This is a genomic window from Parendozoicomonas sp. 209JJ7-1 (assembly GCF_058147085.1).
On record NZ_JBYVJU010000012.1, the window covers coordinates 23,229 to 40,515 of the forward strand.

The following is a 17,287-nucleotide window of genomic DNA, read 5'->3' on the forward strand; positions in this document are numbered from 1 at the left end:
ACAATGCCCGGGATATCCACCCCTAACGAGAGATTTCATGACTTTGACCTGGGTTGACTGGGCCATTGTGGCTATTGTTGTGATTTCGTCACTTATCAGCCTGTCCCGTGGTTTTTTCCGGGAAGTCCTGTCGCTGATGACCTGGATTGCCGCCATTATTATTGCCTGGCTGTTCAGTGGCAGCCTGGCTCTTATGTTTGAGCAATATATTTCCACCCCCTCCCTGCGGGTGATTGCTGCGGCTGCTCTGTTATTTGTAGCCACTCTGCTGACCGGCGGGCTGGTCAATACCGTGATTGGAAAACTTGTGGAAGTCACCGGCCTGACCGGGACCGATCGTGCCCTGGGCATGATTTTCGGCGCTCTGCGGGGGGTATTGCTGGTTACCATGCTGGTGGGCATTGCCGCTTATATGCCGGTCCGGCAGGATACCTGGTGGCAGGATTCAGCAATGGTTCCTCATTTTGAGATGGTTTCTGACTGGGTAAAGAGGCTGGCCATGGAAACCCTGGCGCCGCTCTTTGCCCGTTAATGTGAATGGTTTTCCCGGTGTGGCATGCTCTTGAGCAAATAAAAAGAAAGAGTCGCACCCGTGTTCAATGGCAGTGTGGGCCTCCCCGCTGAATGAAATGAGGTATAAACACCCATGTGCGGTATTGTCGGGATCTCTGCAACCAGCTCGATTAACCAGGAACTCTATGATGCATTAACGGTATTGCAGCATAGGGGCCAGGATGCAGCTGGTATGATGACCTGCCATGAAGGGCGCTTTCATCTGCGTAAGGACAACGGTCTGGTCAAGGATGTGTTTCATACCCGCCATATGAAGCGTCTGCAGGGCAATATCGGTATCGGCCATGTCCGTTACCCCACGGCGGGCAGCTCCAGCTCTGCTGAAGCCCAGCCGTTTTTTGTCAACTCACCCTACGGTATTGCTCTGGCCCACAACGGTAACCTGACCAATGCTGAAGACCTCAAGAATGATCTGTTCCGTACCGAACTGCGTCATATCAATACCAGCTCTGACTCTGAAATACTGCTGAACGTATTTGCCCATGAGCTGCACAGGCACAAGCAGTACAAACCCCAGCCTGAGCACTTCTTTAATGCCGTTGCCAATGTGCTGACCCGCTGTCAGGGTGGCTACGCTGCTATTGCCGTAGTAAACGGCCACGGTCTGGTGGCGTTCCGCGATCCCAACGGCATCCGCCCCCTGGTGTACGGTTCCCGTCAGACAGAAGCGGGCACCGAATATATGATCGCTTCCGAGTCCGTAGCCCTGAGTGCTCTGGACTTTGAGATTGTGCGGGATATCCAGCCCGGCGAAGCGATCCTGATCGACGAAAATGGCAAGGTGCATACCCGTCTGTGCAGTGGCGAGGCCAGGCATACCCCCTGTATTTTTGAGTATGTTTACTTTGCCCGTCCGGATTCCATTATGGATGGCGTGTCCGTATATACGTCCCGTTTGCGTATGGGCCAGAAGCTGGCGGAAAAAATCCAGCGAGAATGGGCGGACCATGATATTGACGTAATCATGCCTATACCAGACAGCAGTCGTCCAGCCGCCCTGGAAATGGCTAATGTTCTTGGGGTCAGCTACCGGGAAGGCTTCGTAAAAAACCGCTATATTGGCCGCACCTTTATTATGCCGGGCCAGACCCAGCGCAGGAAGTCGGTGAAGCAGAAACTCAACGCCATCTCCCAGGAGTTCAGGGGCAAGAACGTGATGCTGGTGGATGATTCCATTGTCCGCGGCACGACATGCAGCCAGATTATTGAAATGGCCCGGGAAGCCGGTGCGAAGAAGGTGTATTTCTGCTCCGCCGCCCCGGAAGTGCGCTATCCCAATGTTTACGGTATTGATATGCCGGTGGCCACCGAGCTGATTGCCCATGGCCGGGAAGTGGATGAGATTGCCGAGCTGATTGGCGCAGACAGGCTGATCTACCAGGAGCTGCCGGATCTGATTGATTCTGTGCAGGCGGATAACCCGGATATCACTGAGTTTGACTGCTCTGTCTTTGATGGCCGTTACCAGGCCGGCCATGTCGATGAGGTGTACCTGAACCAGCTGGCCATGGCCCGTAATGATCAGGCGAAAACCGCATCCGAGAGTGATGAATCCGTTATAGATGTGCATAACCAGTCGGCTTGAACAAAGAGCCAGTCTGCATAACGGAAAAACAGCCAGGCAGCGTTTTTGTTAACGCTGCCTGTGCTCAACAAGAGATATCAAGTATGAGCAATGGCCCCGACTCCCTGGACGCTTTAGCGTTTGAAACCCTTTCTGTACGGGCCGGAACCCTGCGTTCCGCCGAAAGAGAGCACAGCGAAGCGATTTACCTGACATCCAGTTTTGTCTATGACTCCGCAGCCCAGGCGGCAGCGGTGTTTGCCGGTGAGGAAGAAGGGAATGTCTATTCCCGGTACACCAACCCCGGTGTTCGCATGTTTGAAACCCGGATGATGGCGCTGGAAGGGGCGGAAGAAGGCTGTGCTACCTCTTCGGGAATGGCGGCCATTCTGGGTGTATGCATGTCCCACCTGAAAACCGGTGACCATGTGGTCTGCTCCCGCAGTGTATTTGGTACCACGGTGACCATCTTTGCCAAGACCCTGGCCAACTTTGGTGTGACAACCACCTTTGTTGACCTGACCAGCCTTGATCAGTGGCAGGATGCAGTGACTACGGAAACAAAGATGTTGTTTCTGGAAACACCGTCCAACCCTCTGTGTGATGTAGCAGATCTGGAAGCCATTGCCAGGATTGCCCATGATGCTGATGCCCTGCTGGTGGTGGACAACTGTTTCTGCACACCGGCCCTGCAGCAGCCCCTGAGCCTGGGGGCGGATATTGTGGTGCACTCGGCCACCAAATTTATTGATGGACAGGGTCGTTGTATGGGCGGTATTGCCCTGGGTCGAAAGGCGCTGATCGAGCCGATGCAGATCTGGCAACGTTCGGCGGGTGCGAGCCTGAGCCCGTTCAATGCCTGGGTGCTACTGAAAGGGTTGGAGACTCTTAAGCTGCGTATGGATGCTCACTGTCGTAATGCCCAGCAGCTGGCCTGGTGGCTGGCGGAGCACCCCAAGGTGATGGACGTCCATTACTGTGGTTTGCCCCATCATCCCGGTGCGGCCCTGGCTCGCAAACAGCAGCAGGGTTATGGCGGTGTGCTCTCCTTTGAGGTGGATGGTGGCCGGGAAGCGGCCTGGACGGTGATCGACAGCCTGCAGATTATCTCCCGTACCGCCAACCTGGGGGATTCCCGCAGTACCGCGACCCATCCGGCGACGACAACCCATTGCCGTTTAAGCGATGAAGACAAACAGAAGGCGGGGATTGTTGAGGGGCTGGTCCGTATTGCCGCCGGTCTGGAAAATGTTGAAGACCTGAAGGCGGATATTGAGCGGGGTCTCTCCAGGCTTGGATAAAAGGGGTCAGGTTCATTAAAAGTGCGATAAATGGGGTCAGGCACATTAAAGTCGAATCAAAAATGAACCTGACCCCTTTTTACTTTTTTACTCCATTCTTTGAGCTGGATGATTATTGGCAAGGTGGTCGTGTCTGGTCAGGCTCTATGAATGTTAATCTATCATTATCAGAAGCTATTTCACGCCATAATTTACGACTGTCCAAAAGTTTGCTTTCTATATCCACTCCGAATTTTGATAATAATTCTGGATAATTTTTTCCGATTCTTTCCCAGATATCTCTTGTCGTTGACATGAAAACTGTTAAAAGTGATTCACTTAAAGTTAGTGAGCTGCTGTGAATATTTACACAAACCATAAAGTCGCTATCTGCTATAACGAACAAACCTTCTTTTGTGGCGTCGATCGCTGTTTTAGCGACACAAGCATCGGAAAAACAGCCTGTGACAACTAAATCGCTAATATGGTTTTCACGAATATAATCGATCATTTGGTTGTCCATGTCGCCAACTTTTTTATCATTAATCCCACTTTCAATTTTGTGATAGTAGTTAAACCCACGAAAAGCACTATCTTCTGTTTTATTCCATATTAGATAGAAGTTTTTCCTCATGAGTTGTTCCCTGAGATCAGGAATAGTTTCTCCATATGTTTTCCCTTCTGCAGAGTAGTGTACATCTATGAATGTAACATCATTATTGTTATTGAATTCTGCTAGAAGCCTTGCTTGACGACTAATTACTTGGTCGTATCTTTCTAAAGGGTGAAAACTCTGTTTGAAAGCAGACTGCATATCGATAATTAGTATTGCAACTTTTCTTCCATGCAGTAATCTAGAATTAATTTCATGGATGAGTTCATTAATCCCTGCATGCATGTATGTATGAAGAATAGAAAATGATTGTGAAGAGTAAACTGATGCTCAGTAAAATAATCTTTAAACTGAACCATTCTCGAATGTTATTCATGATGAAGGCAGCTCAACATAATTACGACTGAATTATTATATTCTAAAAATGTTGCAGGGGCGTAAAATTTGCTGTTTTTATTTTATATATTAATCTTGGCAACTTACTCTTTGTAAGTAAATCTATATAATTAACTCGATAAGTTTGATGAATGGAATTTAGCCCAGATCAGGTGCGCCGTAGGCGTCACCTGGATTTTTTTATTAGGCTTTTGACTGCGGTCAATTAACTATTTGAGTAGTAGTGTCTCATTAATTGGAATAAATTCACTTGAAGCATTAATCAATGCAGTAGATGTTAAACTTGGTACACCATATACTTCAACCTTCTTGCCCCAATCAATTCTAAGCTTCTTGGCAAGAAGGTCGAAGTCGCCATCTCCTGAAACTAAAACGACAATGTCTACTAGGTTCGCGTATTCCATTGCATCGATAGTGATACCTACATCCCAATCACCTTTCGCAGAACCATCAGACCTTTGAATAAAAGGCTTCAGCTTTACCTCAAAGCCTATTGCTCTCAAAATATTTTGAAACTCATACTGCTTTTTATCACCACGATCAATGGCATAGGCAATAGCCTTTACGACTTCTCTTCCATCTGTAGAAATCCTCCAAAACTTATTGTAATCAAAATTCCGTCTATAAGTTTGCTTAGATGTGTAATAAACGTTTTGTACATCAATAAATAGCGCAACTTTATCCATTATTGAATTCCGGTATTGTTGAGAAGCCTAACAGTTCATATATATGAACTATATGTTGTCTAATCTACTATACGAGATATTGAAGTTCATTAATCCCCCTTTTCAAAAAACATTTTTATAGCTCACATAATATTATCTGTAGTCGAACTTATAAAAGGGGGCGGGTTCATCTGACGCATTTATTCCAAAAAGGAACCTGATTCCATTTCCTGCATTTATTGCAATCAGAAATAGGCAGGTTCCCTCTCCAGCATGCCCGAATCAGGGCATATCCCGCATCTTGTAAACCTGCATGCGATGATTGTGGGTTTTCAGTGCATACCAGCCCGTCACCCCGATAACAGTGAGGCCTACAGTAGCCACGGTAGCCACAGGCAAACCGATGCCCAGCCCCACGCCCAGCTGTGCGCCGGGAGCAGGAGCATTTAAGGCATTTAGAGAAGAGCGCCTCACCAAAGATTCAGGGAATGACAGCCCGGCTTACGGGGCTGTCAGCCACACCGGTAAACTTTTCCCCGCCACCAGCCTCTGAGCCTCTGGATTCATACAGTTTTTCTCCCCCCCCCCAGAGAAGCAAGAGGAGCAGCAGGCATGAACAAAAGGAATAACAGCGCAGGGCAGCCACCGGCTTTCACCCCACTGGCCGGGGCCATTGCCATGGCGGCGGTTTTGGGAGCGGGGATGGTGCAGGGGCAGGCCCCGTCCCTGGATTGCCCGACAGCCTGTTTCAATCAGACAGCCACTTATACCTGTACAAACCCGGGTGGAGAAGTTACACCGTTGCAGTGGACCATAAGAAACCGGGCAGATAATGGATTTTTGTCCACACTCATTCCTACATCCCAACAACCGGCTATTCAAGACATTGTTCGTGGCGTTCTTATCAGCGCCAAACGGTCAAGTAATGAACTGACTGTGACACACACTGCCAGCTCCGTAACAAATGACCTGCGATTTGTCTGTGTAAATGCAGATGAGAATACACCTACCTTCTGTGACCCCCTGGCGAGGGACTGTAATACGGTGTCTCCATCACCCTCTTTCACATCCTCACAGGCCTTAACCTCATCACAGGCTTTAACCTCATCACAGGCTTTAACCTCATCACTGGCCTTAACCTCATCACAGTTTCTGACCTCTTCTTTTTTGTTGCCAATGGCAACCCCCACTACCGAACTACCCACTCTGGTGACTCTGCCATCAACAGACCCCCCCTCCAGCGGCCCCTGTGACGGTGCGGTGTGCCCGAACCAGGTCAACGGTTCCGTCGATGCCCTGTTCAGTGATGGCAGCAGCTTTTACGGGCTGGTACGCCAGGCCGGTAACCAAAAGGCGACACTGATTCGCTATAGCCGGGGCCTGCAGCTTGAGCAGATTAACGGCGACTGCTGCGCCTACAGCTTTAACAACCTGCTGCCGGACAGCCGCAACACCACGCTGACCGAAGGGATTCAGGCCAGTGCCCTGACCTACGATGCCGCCAGCGGCCAGTTCTCCATGGCGTATAATCTGCCCGGCGGCAACAGTACCTTCCTCAGCCGTTACAGCGCTGATGATAATGGACGCCTGACGTTTGTGAACGCCACCGTACAGTTGCCGGACCGGATGCATACCCTGCTGGTGCCGCCTGCTGTCAATGGCATCGCGCCTATGGAGATTCTGGGCCTGAGCAGCGGCGATGCCTGGGAGGTTCCCTTTGACGGTGAAGCCAGCCGCTTTGCCAAGCCCTCAACGCTCCCATCGAATGCGCAGTTTATTGCTGGCTGGCGGGATGAGCGAGACAACAGTGTGTTTGTCGCTGCCCAGAGTTCAGGGCAGGTCAGCGTGATCAAGTACCGGGAAAGTGGTGCCACCTACAAGCCGGATGTCGTCTTTAACAACGGCCAGCCGGTCACGGTGGCGGCCAATCGTTTCCAGTCTGCCACCATCAGCGGTGAACGGCTGTACACTGCCGTGACCGGCAGCAATGGCCTGGACATACAGGCTATCAGCACCCGCACTGGCCAGCCGGTGAGTGATTTCAGCCCCGTCCGTATCCAGAATGTGCCCGCTCAGGCGGTACTGGTGGCACACGGCAACCTGCTGCATCTGGTGCAGGCCGAAGAGAGCGGTGCTGTCAGCTGGAACCAGTATGCCCTTAATGGGCAGCTGGCCGGGGAGTCCGTCGCAACACGGAGCACCGTTTCCACTCTCAGCAACCTGCATCTGTATCTGGACCTGGGGCAGATTATCGCCTCCGGTGCCGACAGCAGCGGCCAGCCCGCCGTAGAACCGCTGACCTTCAGCGGTCTGCCGGGCACCACGTCACCCCTGCTGCCAACCTCCACGCCTACAAACAATGGTGGTGGTACGAATATCGGGGCGGCGGTTGCGGTGCCGGTTATTGTGGGCGGCGCTGTGGTGGTGACCGCCGTCGTTATCGGGCTCGGCGTAAAATACCTTATGAAACACCATGAATACCGGAAGGCCAGCCACAGCCATGCAGCCCCCTGATTGATTTAAGAGGTTTTGATTTTAAGAGACTTTGGATTGAAGAGAATGAGGATACAAGTATGCAATCAACAGCATCAGGCTACCCGCTGACAACACTGGCAAGACGGGTGCCCGCCAGCCCCCCACCGGCTGAACAGGAGGCCGAAACGACGCTGACCAACGTGCCGGATTTTTTACAGAATATTATGGCGAATAAAACAGGTGGCTTGACCACCTGGCTGAACAGTGGGCCAGATCTGGAACAGACCTGGCTGCCCCCTGGCAAGAGAGTACCGGCAACAGCGCTCTATATTGCGGCGGCCAGTGGCAACCGGAAGGCAGTCACACTGCTGCTGGAAAAAGGTGCCAACCCTGATACCAGGCTGCAGGATGGTATGACCCCCCTGATGAAAGCGGCGGCGAACGGAGCGGACGATATCATCAGCCTGTTGATCCAGCACGGGGCGACAGTCGGTCTGTGCCAGGACAGTGGTGTGGACGCGCTCTACCTGGCTGCCCAGTGCGGAAAGAAAGATGCCGTCACCACACTGCTGGAGAATGGCGCGCGGCCCGGTGCTGTCTGGGACTGTAATAACAGTACCGCCATCCATCAGCTTCTCATCAGCCAGGGGGCCGATGAACAGACCCAAACGGCGATCATCAAGGCGCTGGTGGAACATGGCGCAGATATCGAGGCCCGGATGAAAAACGGTTTTACCCCGCTGCTGCTGGCTGCGGAAGCCGGTTCTGCAGAAACCATCAGGACACTGGCAAGGTGCGGGGCGGACGTTAACACCCCCCTGCCGGACAACGGTGAAACACCGCTTTATCTGGCGGTGAAACATGGCCACAAAGAGGCGATTGCCGCCCTGCTGGCGGCCGATGCCGATAAAGATAAAACCTGCAGGGGCTTTACCCCGTTGCACAAGGCGGCTTCTACCGGCCGGCTGGATATAGTCAAAATGCTGATGGGCAAGGGGGCCGATGGACGACGGAAGGCCGACAGTGCAACAGGTGCCACACCGCTGATTATGGCAGCGGAAAAAGGGCACAGGGCTGTTGTCGATCATCTGAACAGTATTTATGGTGGCCTGGATGCTGACTTTTCTCTGGATGAAAAATCAGATGACGGTTACACAGCCCTGCATGGGGCGGCCCGCAATGGCCATCCTGAGGTTGTCAGAACCCTGCTGCAAGCCGGTGCCAACCCGAATGTGAAATGCGCCCTGCTGGGCGAGGGCACACCCCATTGGGAAACCGCAGCCAGCGCTGCCCGGCAGAGACTGCTTGGCACCAAGGTGGATCATCTGGCCGAAGCACTGACCCTGAAAAAACTGTGCGATCACGATTTGAGCGGACGGTTAACAGAGGTGCTTCAGGTGCTGAGTGAAGAGAAGCAAAAGCGCAGCAGGCAGGCAGCAGAGAGGCAAACAGGCGGAGAGTAAACGCCCTGCTGCTTCTGTAACAGATAAGTGGGTCAGGTACATTAAAATCGTTAAAATTGAATCAAAAATGAACCTGACCCTATTTATTGATAGGGAGTTTTTATGTTTTCTGTTGGAAACTCAACCCTGAAAGAAGTTGTTTCATTTACTAACTCGAAGGAACCAGAGTATGTAGCATTAATGAAAGGACGATATGTTAAAAAACATTTTTTAGAAAAGTGTAGCAACGAAGTCTATCTGGCCGAACAGATAGATAATAATAAATCAGTGATTATAAAGTTTGCTAAATATCATGGTGTTATTGAAGTTGAAGCTCTTAAGAAACTTAATCCACATCCGAATGTTGTAGAGCTTATTGATTATAGATTTTTAAATGAGAGTGCAATCTTAGCATTAGAATTAGCCGATTGTTCTCTCGCAAAATTAGTTTGCTTATGGGGAGAAGAGAAATTATATTTGAGCAATGGTCAATTAAATTTCATACTACACCAACTAATTACTATCTGCATGCTTATAGAAGAAAAGGAACTAGTTAGTAACTTTACCTTGCATTCAAAAAATATTATTTATTTTTCAAAGCAACAATTATTAAAAGCCTGTGATTTTGGAGAAGTCAATGCTGGACACCTATGGTTTAGATTAGGTTTACTTATGCATCATATCATTCGGAGAATGAAACATCATTGTACTGGATGGCAAGGTTTGAGTGATCGATTTTGTAAAAAATGTTATTCCGATAGAGATGACAACTTAGTAGAGGAATATGAAGTTTGGAAGCAGTACTGTGAGATAGGAATGGCAGAAATCATTCTTAGCTTACTGCAATCACGTTTATCTAGAGTCAAGTTAGAGGCACTAAATGAAAGCTTAAAAATGGAATCAGAGCTTTTACACGTACCTTCTACTTTAACTTTTTCTGACCATAACGCAGTGAGTTGATTCCTTATAACGCCTAAATCAGGTGCGCCGTAGGCGTCACCTGGAACCACTTGTTATGCTGAATTTGTTCACATTCAAGGCATGTTTTATTGTTGCTTTAGTTTGATTTGAGGTGTTATTTACTGCTGGCGAATTAGGTATTAGTTCTATGATAAAATCACTGCCATGTTGTTGGCTGCTTCCCAATATAGATATAAGGTTGCCATGTTCATCAATATTTATAACAACATCATGGCTTCCATCAGAGTCACTAATATCCCAGTATGCATATATTGTATAAACTCCCTCTGAATAGGTTGAACTTTGGAAATAGAAAATCGGATCAACAAGTTCATTTGTCGATAAGAAAAAAGAAGGCGCTTCTTCTAGCCAAAAAGCATTTCCCGCTAATAACGTTAAATCTTCTAATGGGTAATCATAAAGATGCTGTAATATATTTATCGCACAAGTTTGTTCTCCACTAAACAGAAACACATCTCGCACAGGAGGATAACAGTTTAATTGCTGATTACTAGATAAAGTATGAATTTGGTCTCCTTGAGTTGTAGTTACAACTGTTATTTGCGTTTGCAGAAAAGAGTCTTCAGAGCCTGCCTCTGACTTAGATGGTATTAATTTCATCTGATGCTTTGAATATACTTCAAGTATTTGACTTTTATTTCCTTCTGTTAGCTGATATCTCTTTATGGCAGCTGCATTTGTCGATAATAATATAAAGAAAATACAAAGTAGACGTTTCATTTGAGATGACTGGTAACTATGGATAGCAATAAGTTAGCACATACTGGTGATTTTTCTTATTCGGCATAACGCCTAAATTAGGTGCGCCGTAGGCGTCACCTGGATTTATTTGTTAGGTGATTTTTGTTTTACCCTGCTAATAATAAATACATGCAAGAGTGGGAGAGATTGGTCAACAAAGTATATTAGTACTTCGTTTTTACATAACGAAATTACCCTGGCAATATTTTCTGTTTCATAGCTTGGACCTTCAAGATAAATCGATCCATCATCACTATAAGTAATGGTACCACTCTCAAATAGTGAAGTACTTGGTTCAAAGTATTCGACATGAAATACATCACATGCTCTTACTGTCCAAGGAATGATAATCAGTACAACTAAAAATATTGAAATATATTTATATGCTTTGATCATAACAATAACCACAGTAAAAATAGATGATTATATATAGTAGCTTTTTTGAGTATTTCCTATTTTTTCATCACTTCTTGTTAAAGAATTATAAAACATAATATTGACTGAGATGAATGCTGCGACTTTCGGCACCTAACAATCCATATGTACGACCTATATGTCGTCTAACCTACCATATGAGATAGTGAAGTTCATTAATTTCCCCTTTCAAAAAAATTTATAGCTCACATAGTATTATCTGTAGTCGAATTCATCTCAATCTCAATCGCTCTTCAAGTGCTTATACTTCTCATCACTTTCAAGCGTCTTTCGATAGTGACTTTTCGCCTGCTCAATAGTTTTGTCTGATCTGCCCAGTGCCCGCTGTTGTGCCGTGAACAGATTCAGCCGTTTCTCGACTTTCTTCTGATCTAAAGCCACTTGCCTCGTGATGCCAGGGTTGCTGTCCCAGCCATTGGGTGGAAAACATCTTTAGCCAGCGCTCTGAAGTGTGGAGATGAGCTGCTTCTTAAATTCGGCCAGGGTCGTTCCTTGCGCGATGGCCTGCAGGGGAGCCCAGAGCGACAATCTGGTTGTCCCGCTCGGCACGGGCTTTCAGGTCTTCGGGTGGTTCAGTGTTACGCCAGACGCCGGGAGGGGTGGCTGCAGGGAAGTTCCATTCGGTGAGCCACTTTGACCACTTGCAGGAAAAATGTACCTGACCCCTTTTTACTCTTTTTACTAAGAACAAATTTCCAGCTTATAGAGAAAATGCCTTCTATTCTATATTAATGCTTCTTACTGACTAGGTTAGTTTTAAGAGGTTAACAAGTAATGAATAAGAAAACATTACTCATGTATTTAAAAGAAGCTTCGCTATTAGTCATATGTCTTTTTACAATTAACAATATATACGCTAATGAAGAAGAAACGTTTGCCCAGGAAAAGGCGAACCCGCACTGCATCTGCAACTGTCATTGTGATAAACAAAAGACTTGCAGATTTCTCATTTCAGATGTCGATATCCCTAATAGCGTTATGGCCAATATAAGATGTTCAAAACTATGTGGTCAAGCAAACCTGTACTGGAGTGGAAAGTATGTAGACTGGCCAGATCCTAGTAAGTGTGAATGCTGCACATCACCATAAAACAGGAGGCAATTACAAATCTGCATACATAACGGTTTGATTATTTTATCATTCGATACAGGGATGTAGCGAAGCAGAATATACTAGACGCTTTGCATCTACTCTTAGGCGAATCTGATTCAACTAAGCTATAGCAGCCGGGAGTTTTATCCCGCATCGCGGGAAAAGCTTTACCTTGATCCCGCCAGATAGCTGGCTCCTGGATAAGAGAATCTGGTGCTGTACCCGGCACGTTATAAATCACGCTATAAGCAATAAAGTTTGGGGAAGCTGTGTCTGAAATCTGGAAATGAAGCCATTTTGGAGGGAGATTTGAAGATCTTTGCCCGTCCAGGTTGGAATTCTGGAAAAGTCACCGGTTAAGAAATATGTGGGCTATACTGCCCAACTGCTTTGGGACATCAACAAGGTATAGACCATGTGTGTTTTGAGACAGTATGAAAAGCAACCGGTAAGGCGGTGTGTGTCTGCTTTTTTTACGACTGTCTCCAGGTTGAATTTCTGTATGCTTTTTTCTTGTGCCGTCACTTCAATTACAACTGCAACAGTGTTGTTTGGCGTTGTACAGTCCCATGCCGACACCAGTAAGGATACACGCCGGAATAATACAGGAACCGGTGTGAACTATACCTGCGCCTTTGATGTGCCGGCTTCTCCTCTAATCAATCACGTCGGTCCATACACTGTCTATACCCACACATGCGCCTATAGTGAAGCTGATAGAACCATATCATACGGCCCGGTGGGGAGCCTCTGGTTAAGTGCTACCTGTATAGTGAATAAAGACTCGGCCGGGTATAAACGCCTGGAGCAGGAATGCCGTGCAATTAAGCCAAACCATGATGATAATGTGAGTGGTATGTTTACCACTCCCGATCTCTCTTTTGATAATACAGACGTAGTTCTTTACGTTGAGGCGACCAGTTCAGGAGGGAACTGCCCACACTCAGTTCCCAATTGTCTTATAAACACCACTGGTCAGAGCAGTACGAACTGGGGGATCTCTTCCACAAAGATTCGGCTGAAATCAGTGACCTGTGGCATTGTCTGTGGCTAAATGGGGACATAGCTTAATGGGGTCAGGTTCATTTAAGGGAAGGCTGGCAGCGGTAGAAAGAAAAAGGGGGAGGAAAAATGTACCTGACCCCTTTTCCGCTAGCCTGTGTTGCTGGCAAGCTGAATGGCTTCAAAGGCATCCTGGGGATCTTCAAGCTGGCTGCTGATATCAGCAGCTACGCTTTCTGCAACTTTCGCCATAAAATCAATGGTCTGGGTGCTGTCCTTAAACTGTTCTATCGCCAGCCATTGCCTGATCATTTTTCCCGGGGCCGTATTGGGCGCAAGGTACTTCTGGGTAAGCAGTGACATCACTTCATCGGTAGAGTTAAGGCTCTGCAGCTCCTTTGTGAAATGCTGCACCGGCTGTTTCTGTTTCAGGCTTTTTGTGTAGAGGTCGGTGAGAATCGCCTCGCTGGCGGCGGCTTTAATCTCCTCTCTGGCCCGTATTCCGAAAGCTTCCCCAAGCTGCTTGTAAGTATGGGTATCATCCCCGGCTTTAATTCTTGCGATAGCCAGCTCTTCAAAGCCGTCGCAATACTGGTTAAGTTCACCCAGCAGATCATCAACATCCATTTCGCTAATATCCGGAATATCGCTGAGAGAGTTATCTGGCTCAATAAATGATGCCTGTACACTTTCGTCGTCATTGCCAAAACGCGCCTGAAGGGAAGGTTGTGCTGATTCAGGTTCTGGCTCTGGCTCAGGTGCTATTGGTTCCGCATCCTCCTTCGATATATCTGCTTTCTCCGGTACCTCTGTGTCCTCGGGTATTTCCGTGATTACGGCATCTTCTTCATCCATAAAATCTTTCATAGTGAATGTCCTGTCCAGATCCAGGACTTTTGCAGTTGTATTGAATGGGTGAGTCTTTTCGGTTCTAGCCTGATCTGCGCCAGCCACCAGATTGTCCAGGGTATTAAGACTCCTGTTTTCCATAGAAAGACGGGAGTTCGGGTCAATCACCTGGAGAGCAAAGTCAGGAAGGCTTTTCTTTGCCGGCCCGCTGGCCCCGGGTTCGGGGTGAAAGCTGGACAGACAGGCCACAGGTTGGGCCAGGGAGACCGAATGCTGTTTAAAGGTGGCCGGGGAAGACAGCACCGAAGGATCAGTTTTACCCGGATGCCCTGACAGCGCACCTGTCTGGGGGATTGGGAGGTTATTCATACGATCCATGTTTCGCGTCCCTGCTTTATATCCCATTGAGGTATCCTATTGAGTTTAGGCATAAGCAGGCAGACCGTTCAGATGGGGGAAATGTCCTGCTTGCCCTGCCCGTGAAGATCACGCCGGATACAGGTAAGATTGAAAATTCCTGGGTTTATTTTTTTATTTCCACTCTGGGTGTGTTCTTTAGTTCTATATCGCACCTTTGCGTTTTTCAGGGAGTTGTCATGGATATGACAGTGATAATCGGGGGGCTGCTGCTGGCCGCTCTAGCGGCTGTTGCCGGGTATTTTTTCGCCACACTGGAGGCGAAAAGTCAGATAAGTGTCAGCAAGGCAGAACTGCAGCGGGTGATGGCGGATAAACAGCGATTGGTTGAAGAATTGTCCCGGGAGCAGGCATCCCGGGTTGAAAATGAGGTTCGTGTTCAGAAACTGGATGTGGAACTGGCCCGTCAGGAGACCGCAGGTACGGCTTTGCAGCAGCAGGTGACTGATAAAGCCCGGCAACTGGAGCAGCTGCAGCAGCAGAACAACGACCTGAATGAAAAATATACCCGCCTGAACATCACCCTGGAACAGCGTCAGGAGAGTTTTGACCAGCAGTTCAGACAGTTGGAGCAGAACCGTGAGAGCCTGACCAGAGAGTTTGAGCGCCTGGCCAATGAGGTTCTGGAAAAAAAGGGCCAGAACTTTAAGGAGCTGAATAAAGAGAGCCTGCAGAATCTGTTAAACCCTATTCAAACGGAGATGAAAGGGTTCAAAGAAAAGGTGGAGAAAATCCACGAGCGGGACGCGGAGCAGCGCATCCAGCTGAAAGCCGAGCTGCAGAACCTGCAGAAGCTCAACCAGGATATTACCGATAAGGCGGACAAACTGGCGACCGCGCTCCAGGGACAGAAGAAGATACAGGGCAACTGGGGCGAGCTGATGCTGGAAAATGTCCTGGATGGCTCTGGTTTACGCCGGGATGTGGATTACAAGCGGGAGATGAGCTTTAACACCGAAGATGGCCGTCTGCGGCCCGATGCCGTGATGTTCCTGCCCCAGAAGAAACATATGGTCATTGATGCCAAAACTTCTCTGGCGGCCTACACCCGTTATGTGAATGCAGATAATAAAGTTGAACGCCAGCAGGCCCTGAAAGAACACAGCCAGGCGGTGTCTGACAGAATTGTGGAGCTTTCCGATAAAAACTATTACCAGCTGCCAGGGTTGAATTCCCCGGAAATTGTGGTGATGTTTATTCCTGTAGAGTCCGCCTATGTGGAAGCGCTGAAATATGATAACTCGCTCTACCAAAGGGCGATTGAGAAAAATGTGCTGGTAGCGACACCCACAACACTGTTGACCAGTTTGAATATTGTCAGCCAGTTGTGGCGGTTTGAAGACCAGAATAAGCACACAGCTGAACTGGCCAGCCGGGCAGAGAAGTTTTACAACAAACTCAACAGTTTCCTGGCCAGTATGCAGACGGTAGGCAATCAGCTTGATAAAGCGAAGGATTCTTATACCAAAGCTATCGGCCAGCTCTGTGATGGCCGTGGGAACCTGATTAAGCAGGCCTCGGAGTTTAAGGAGCTGGGGGTCGCGGTCAGCAGAGAATTGCCAGCCGAGTTTGTGGAAAAGGCTCACCTTGAGCTGGACCAGTTGCCCCGGCAGGATGCCTGAGGTTTTTCCGTTTAAGGTTTTGCTTTAAGACTAAACCGCCTGTTGCCCTGCGTCGTTTGTAACAGGCGGCTTTGTACGCATAGTGTGTTTGTTAATGCCTGTTTCTGCCGACTTCTTACTATCCTTGTTCTTCCCGTCAAGTCTGTTAACTGGGTTCCCATGAAGACATTAGTGTGCGCAGCCGGTTCTTTACGCTTATGGTTATTTTCTGTCTGGTTACCCGTTTTTACAGGCTTAATATTCTGCTGCCGGGTTCAGGCTGGAATAGAGATTTTTGACTATTATGGGCGTTTGGTGACGTATACAGACAGACCTATAGTAATCAGCACCATGAGTCATTTGCGTAATGTATTTGAAGGCCCCAATATGATGTCGAAGGAAAACCAGCTGGGCTTTCTGCATATCAGTGTCCTTGATCAGGAGCTGCCCTGGAGTGAAAAAAATTCCGGTCTCGGGAGACCGGAATTCGCTGCGGTTATGAGAACCCGCAAAGCCCTTGAGTCCGTGAAATTATTTGATGAAGGTATAGCCTTTAATGGTCGTATTATTGTCGCTGTGCACGGTGGAGAAGGTGGTTATGCTATCGCGAGTACAGGAGCACCCAGAAAAGATAAAAATTTTCCCAAAAGCTCAGAAATAAAGATTGATCCCGAAACGGGGAAACCCGTCCAGATCGAGGGCTATATAATTATGGAAGCAAGAGACCTCGGCAGAAGGCTGGGAAGGTTCTTTCAGGAATACAAGATAAATCCCGCGCGGATTGATATGTCCTGCTGTTGCGGGGGAGTTATGAGCGAAAGAATTAAAGCGGGGCTGGCGGATTCTGATTACAACGGTGTTGAACTGGTGTCTTTCAGACTCAATACGACCCAGGGTCGCCAGGGCAAAGGGAAAGATATGCGCGCTATTTTCGGTGTGGTCGATACAGAAGCAGGATATCGTGACGTAATTGATGCGGAGCACTTTTACGTTGATGGCGTTGTTGGTGTTTTCAAGGATGCTGTCACCCGTGAGCAGCTGGGTAATCCTCCAGCCATTGAGCCGGTAACATCCGATCATCCCACCCCCTGTAGTCTCTGAAACTCCTGAAGGTAATAAGGTAGTGTATATTACTGGCCTTACTCAATTCTGGAATTTTTC

General features: G+C 48.3%; 15 protein-coding genes. 8 read left to right on the forward strand and 7 right to left on the reverse strand.

The features are described from left to right. Positions 1-37 precede the first annotated feature (37 nt). From ACY2RQ_RS12915 to ACY2RQ_RS12925, 3 genes are all read left to right on the forward strand, one after another. A complete protein-coding gene (locus ACY2RQ_RS12915) occupies positions 38-532 on the forward strand; it encodes a CvpA family protein (protein ID WP_490113398.1) in 495 nt (164 codons plus the stop codon). Between the two features lie 114 nt (positions 533-646). Then, positions 647-2,158, forward strand: a complete 1,512-nt coding sequence (gene purF / locus ACY2RQ_RS12920) for an amidophosphoribosyltransferase (protein ID WP_490113399.1) — start codon at positions 647-649, stop codon at positions 2,156-2,158. Positions 2,159-2,241: 83 nt separating this feature from the next. Beyond that, positions 2,242-3,438 carry an O-succinylhomoserine sulfhydrylase gene (locus ACY2RQ_RS12925; RefSeq protein WP_490113400.1) on the forward strand — a complete coding sequence of 399 codons (1,197 nt, stop codon included), beginning with the start codon at positions 2,242-2,244 and terminating at the stop codon, positions 3,436-3,438. 112 nt (positions 3,439-3,550) lie between these two features. On the opposite strand, the gene ACY2RQ_RS12930 is transcribed toward ACY2RQ_RS12925, so the two are convergent. The 3 genes from ACY2RQ_RS12930 to ACY2RQ_RS12940 form a co-directional block, all read right to left on the reverse strand. Further along, positions 3,551-4,315, reverse strand: coding sequence for a cysteine hydrolase family protein (locus ACY2RQ_RS12930; RefSeq protein ID WP_490113401.1), 765 nt, complete (start codon positions 4,313-4,315; stop codon positions 3,551-3,553). A 320-nt stretch (positions 4,316-4,635) separates the two neighbouring features. Next, a complete protein-coding gene (locus ACY2RQ_RS12935; RefSeq protein ID WP_490113402.1) occupies positions 4,636-5,112 on the reverse strand; it encodes an NYN domain-containing protein in 477 nt (158 codons plus the stop codon). Between the two features lie 261 nt (positions 5,113-5,373). Next, positions 5,374-5,565, reverse strand: a complete 192-nt coding sequence (locus ACY2RQ_RS12940; RefSeq protein ID WP_490113403.1) for a hypothetical protein — start codon at positions 5,563-5,565, stop codon at positions 5,374-5,376. Positions 5,566-5,703: 138 nt separating this feature from the next. On the opposite strand from ACY2RQ_RS12940, the gene ACY2RQ_RS12945 reads away from it, so the two are divergent. The 3 genes from ACY2RQ_RS12945 (at position 5,704) to ACY2RQ_RS12955 (ending at position 9,968) form a co-directional block, all read left to right on the forward strand. Next, a complete protein-coding gene (locus tag ACY2RQ_RS12945) occupies positions 5,704-7,605 on the forward strand; it encodes a hypothetical protein (RefSeq protein WP_490113404.1) in 1,902 nt (633 codons plus the stop codon). Between the two features lie 59 nt (positions 7,606-7,664). Then, the gene (locus ACY2RQ_RS12950; RefSeq protein WP_490113405.1) at positions 7,665-9,029 is read left to right on the forward strand and encodes an ankyrin repeat domain-containing protein; all 1,365 of its coding nucleotides are present in this window, start codon (positions 7,665-7,667) and stop codon (positions 9,027-9,029) included. Positions 9,030-9,131: 102 nt separating this feature from the next. Beyond that, positions 9,132-9,968: a protein kinase family protein gene (locus tag ACY2RQ_RS12955; RefSeq protein WP_490113406.1), complete on the forward strand. Its 837-nt coding sequence runs from the start codon at positions 9,132-9,134 to the stop codon at positions 9,966-9,968. Positions 9,969-10,004: 36 nt separating this feature from the next. On the opposite strand, the gene ACY2RQ_RS12960 is transcribed toward ACY2RQ_RS12955, so the two are convergent. The 4 genes from ACY2RQ_RS12960 to ACY2RQ_RS12975 form a co-directional block, all read right to left on the reverse strand. Then, positions 10,005-10,709 carry a hypothetical protein gene (locus ACY2RQ_RS12960; RefSeq protein ID WP_490113407.1) on the reverse strand — a complete coding sequence of 235 codons (705 nt, stop codon included), beginning with the start codon at positions 10,707-10,709 and terminating at the stop codon, positions 10,005-10,007. A gap of 105 nt (positions 10,710-10,814) precedes the next feature. Next, a complete protein-coding gene (locus ACY2RQ_RS12965) occupies positions 10,815-11,126 on the reverse strand; it encodes a hypothetical protein (RefSeq protein ID WP_490113408.1) in 312 nt (103 codons plus the stop codon). 508 nt (positions 11,127-11,634) lie between these two features. Next, positions 11,635-11,856, reverse strand: coding sequence for a phage portal protein family protein (locus ACY2RQ_RS12970; RefSeq protein WP_490113409.1), 222 nt, complete (start codon positions 11,854-11,856; stop codon positions 11,635-11,637). A 1,553-nt stretch (positions 11,857-13,409) separates the two neighbouring features. After that, entirely contained in the window at positions 13,410-14,486 is a 1,077-nt protein-coding gene (locus tag ACY2RQ_RS12975) for a hypothetical protein (protein WP_490113410.1), read from the reverse strand. A 218-nt stretch (positions 14,487-14,704) separates the two neighbouring features. Between ACY2RQ_RS12975 and ACY2RQ_RS12980 the strand changes: the two genes are divergently transcribed. Next, the gene (locus tag ACY2RQ_RS12980) at positions 14,705-16,147 is read left to right on the forward strand and encodes a DNA recombination protein RmuC (protein ID WP_490113411.1); all 1,443 of its coding nucleotides are present in this window, start codon (positions 14,705-14,707) and stop codon (positions 16,145-16,147) included. Positions 16,148-16,477: 330 nt separating this feature from the next. Further along, entirely contained in the window at positions 16,478-17,227 is a 750-nt protein-coding gene (locus ACY2RQ_RS12985; protein ID WP_490113412.1) for a hypothetical protein, read from the forward strand. Positions 17,228-17,287: the final 60 nt, after the last annotated feature.

Bases quoted from the DNA above. Each gene is read 5' to 3' on its own strand.
- ACY2RQ_RS12915 (WP_490113398.1), top strand. From the start codon at position 38: ATGACTTTGACCTGGGTTGACTGGGCCATTGTGGCTATTGTTGTGATT.
- ACY2RQ_RS12960 (WP_490113407.1), bottom strand. From the start codon at position 10,709: ATGAAACGTCTACTTTGTATTTTCTTTATATTATTATCGACAAATGCA.
- ACY2RQ_RS12965 (WP_490113408.1), bottom strand. From the start codon at position 11,126: ATGATCAAAGCATATAAATATATTTCAATATTTTTAGTTGTACTGATT.
- ACY2RQ_RS12930 (WP_490113401.1), bottom strand. From the start codon at position 4,315: ATGCATGCAGGGATTAATGAACTCATCCATGAAATTAATTCTAGATTA.
- ACY2RQ_RS12945 (WP_490113404.1), top strand. From the start codon at position 5,704: ATGAACAAAAGGAATAACAGCGCAGGGCAGCCACCGGCTTTCACCCCA.
- ACY2RQ_RS12975 (WP_490113410.1), bottom strand. From the start codon at position 14,486: ATGGATCGTATGAATAACCTCCCAATCCCCCAGACAGGTGCGCTGTCA.
- ACY2RQ_RS12935 (WP_490113402.1), bottom strand. From the start codon at position 5,112: ATGGATAAAGTTGCGCTATTTATTGATGTACAAAACGTTTATTACACA.
- ACY2RQ_RS12925 (WP_490113400.1), top strand. From the start codon at position 2,242: ATGAGCAATGGCCCCGACTCCCTGGACGCTTTAGCGTTTGAAACCCTT.
- ACY2RQ_RS12980 (WP_490113411.1), top strand. From the start codon at position 14,705: ATGGATATGACAGTGATAATCGGGGGGCTGCTGCTGGCCGCTCTAGCG.
- ACY2RQ_RS12950 (WP_490113405.1), top strand. From the start codon at position 7,665: ATGCAATCAACAGCATCAGGCTACCCGCTGACAACACTGGCAAGACGG.
- ACY2RQ_RS12955 (WP_490113406.1), top strand. From the start codon at position 9,132: ATGTTTTCTGTTGGAAACTCAACCCTGAAAGAAGTTGTTTCATTTACT.
- ACY2RQ_RS12985 (WP_490113412.1), top strand. From the start codon at position 16,478: ATGAGTCATTTGCGTAATGTATTTGAAGGCCCCAATATGATGTCGAAG.
- purF (WP_490113399.1), top strand. From the start codon at position 647: ATGTGCGGTATTGTCGGGATCTCTGCAACCAGCTCGATTAACCAGGAA.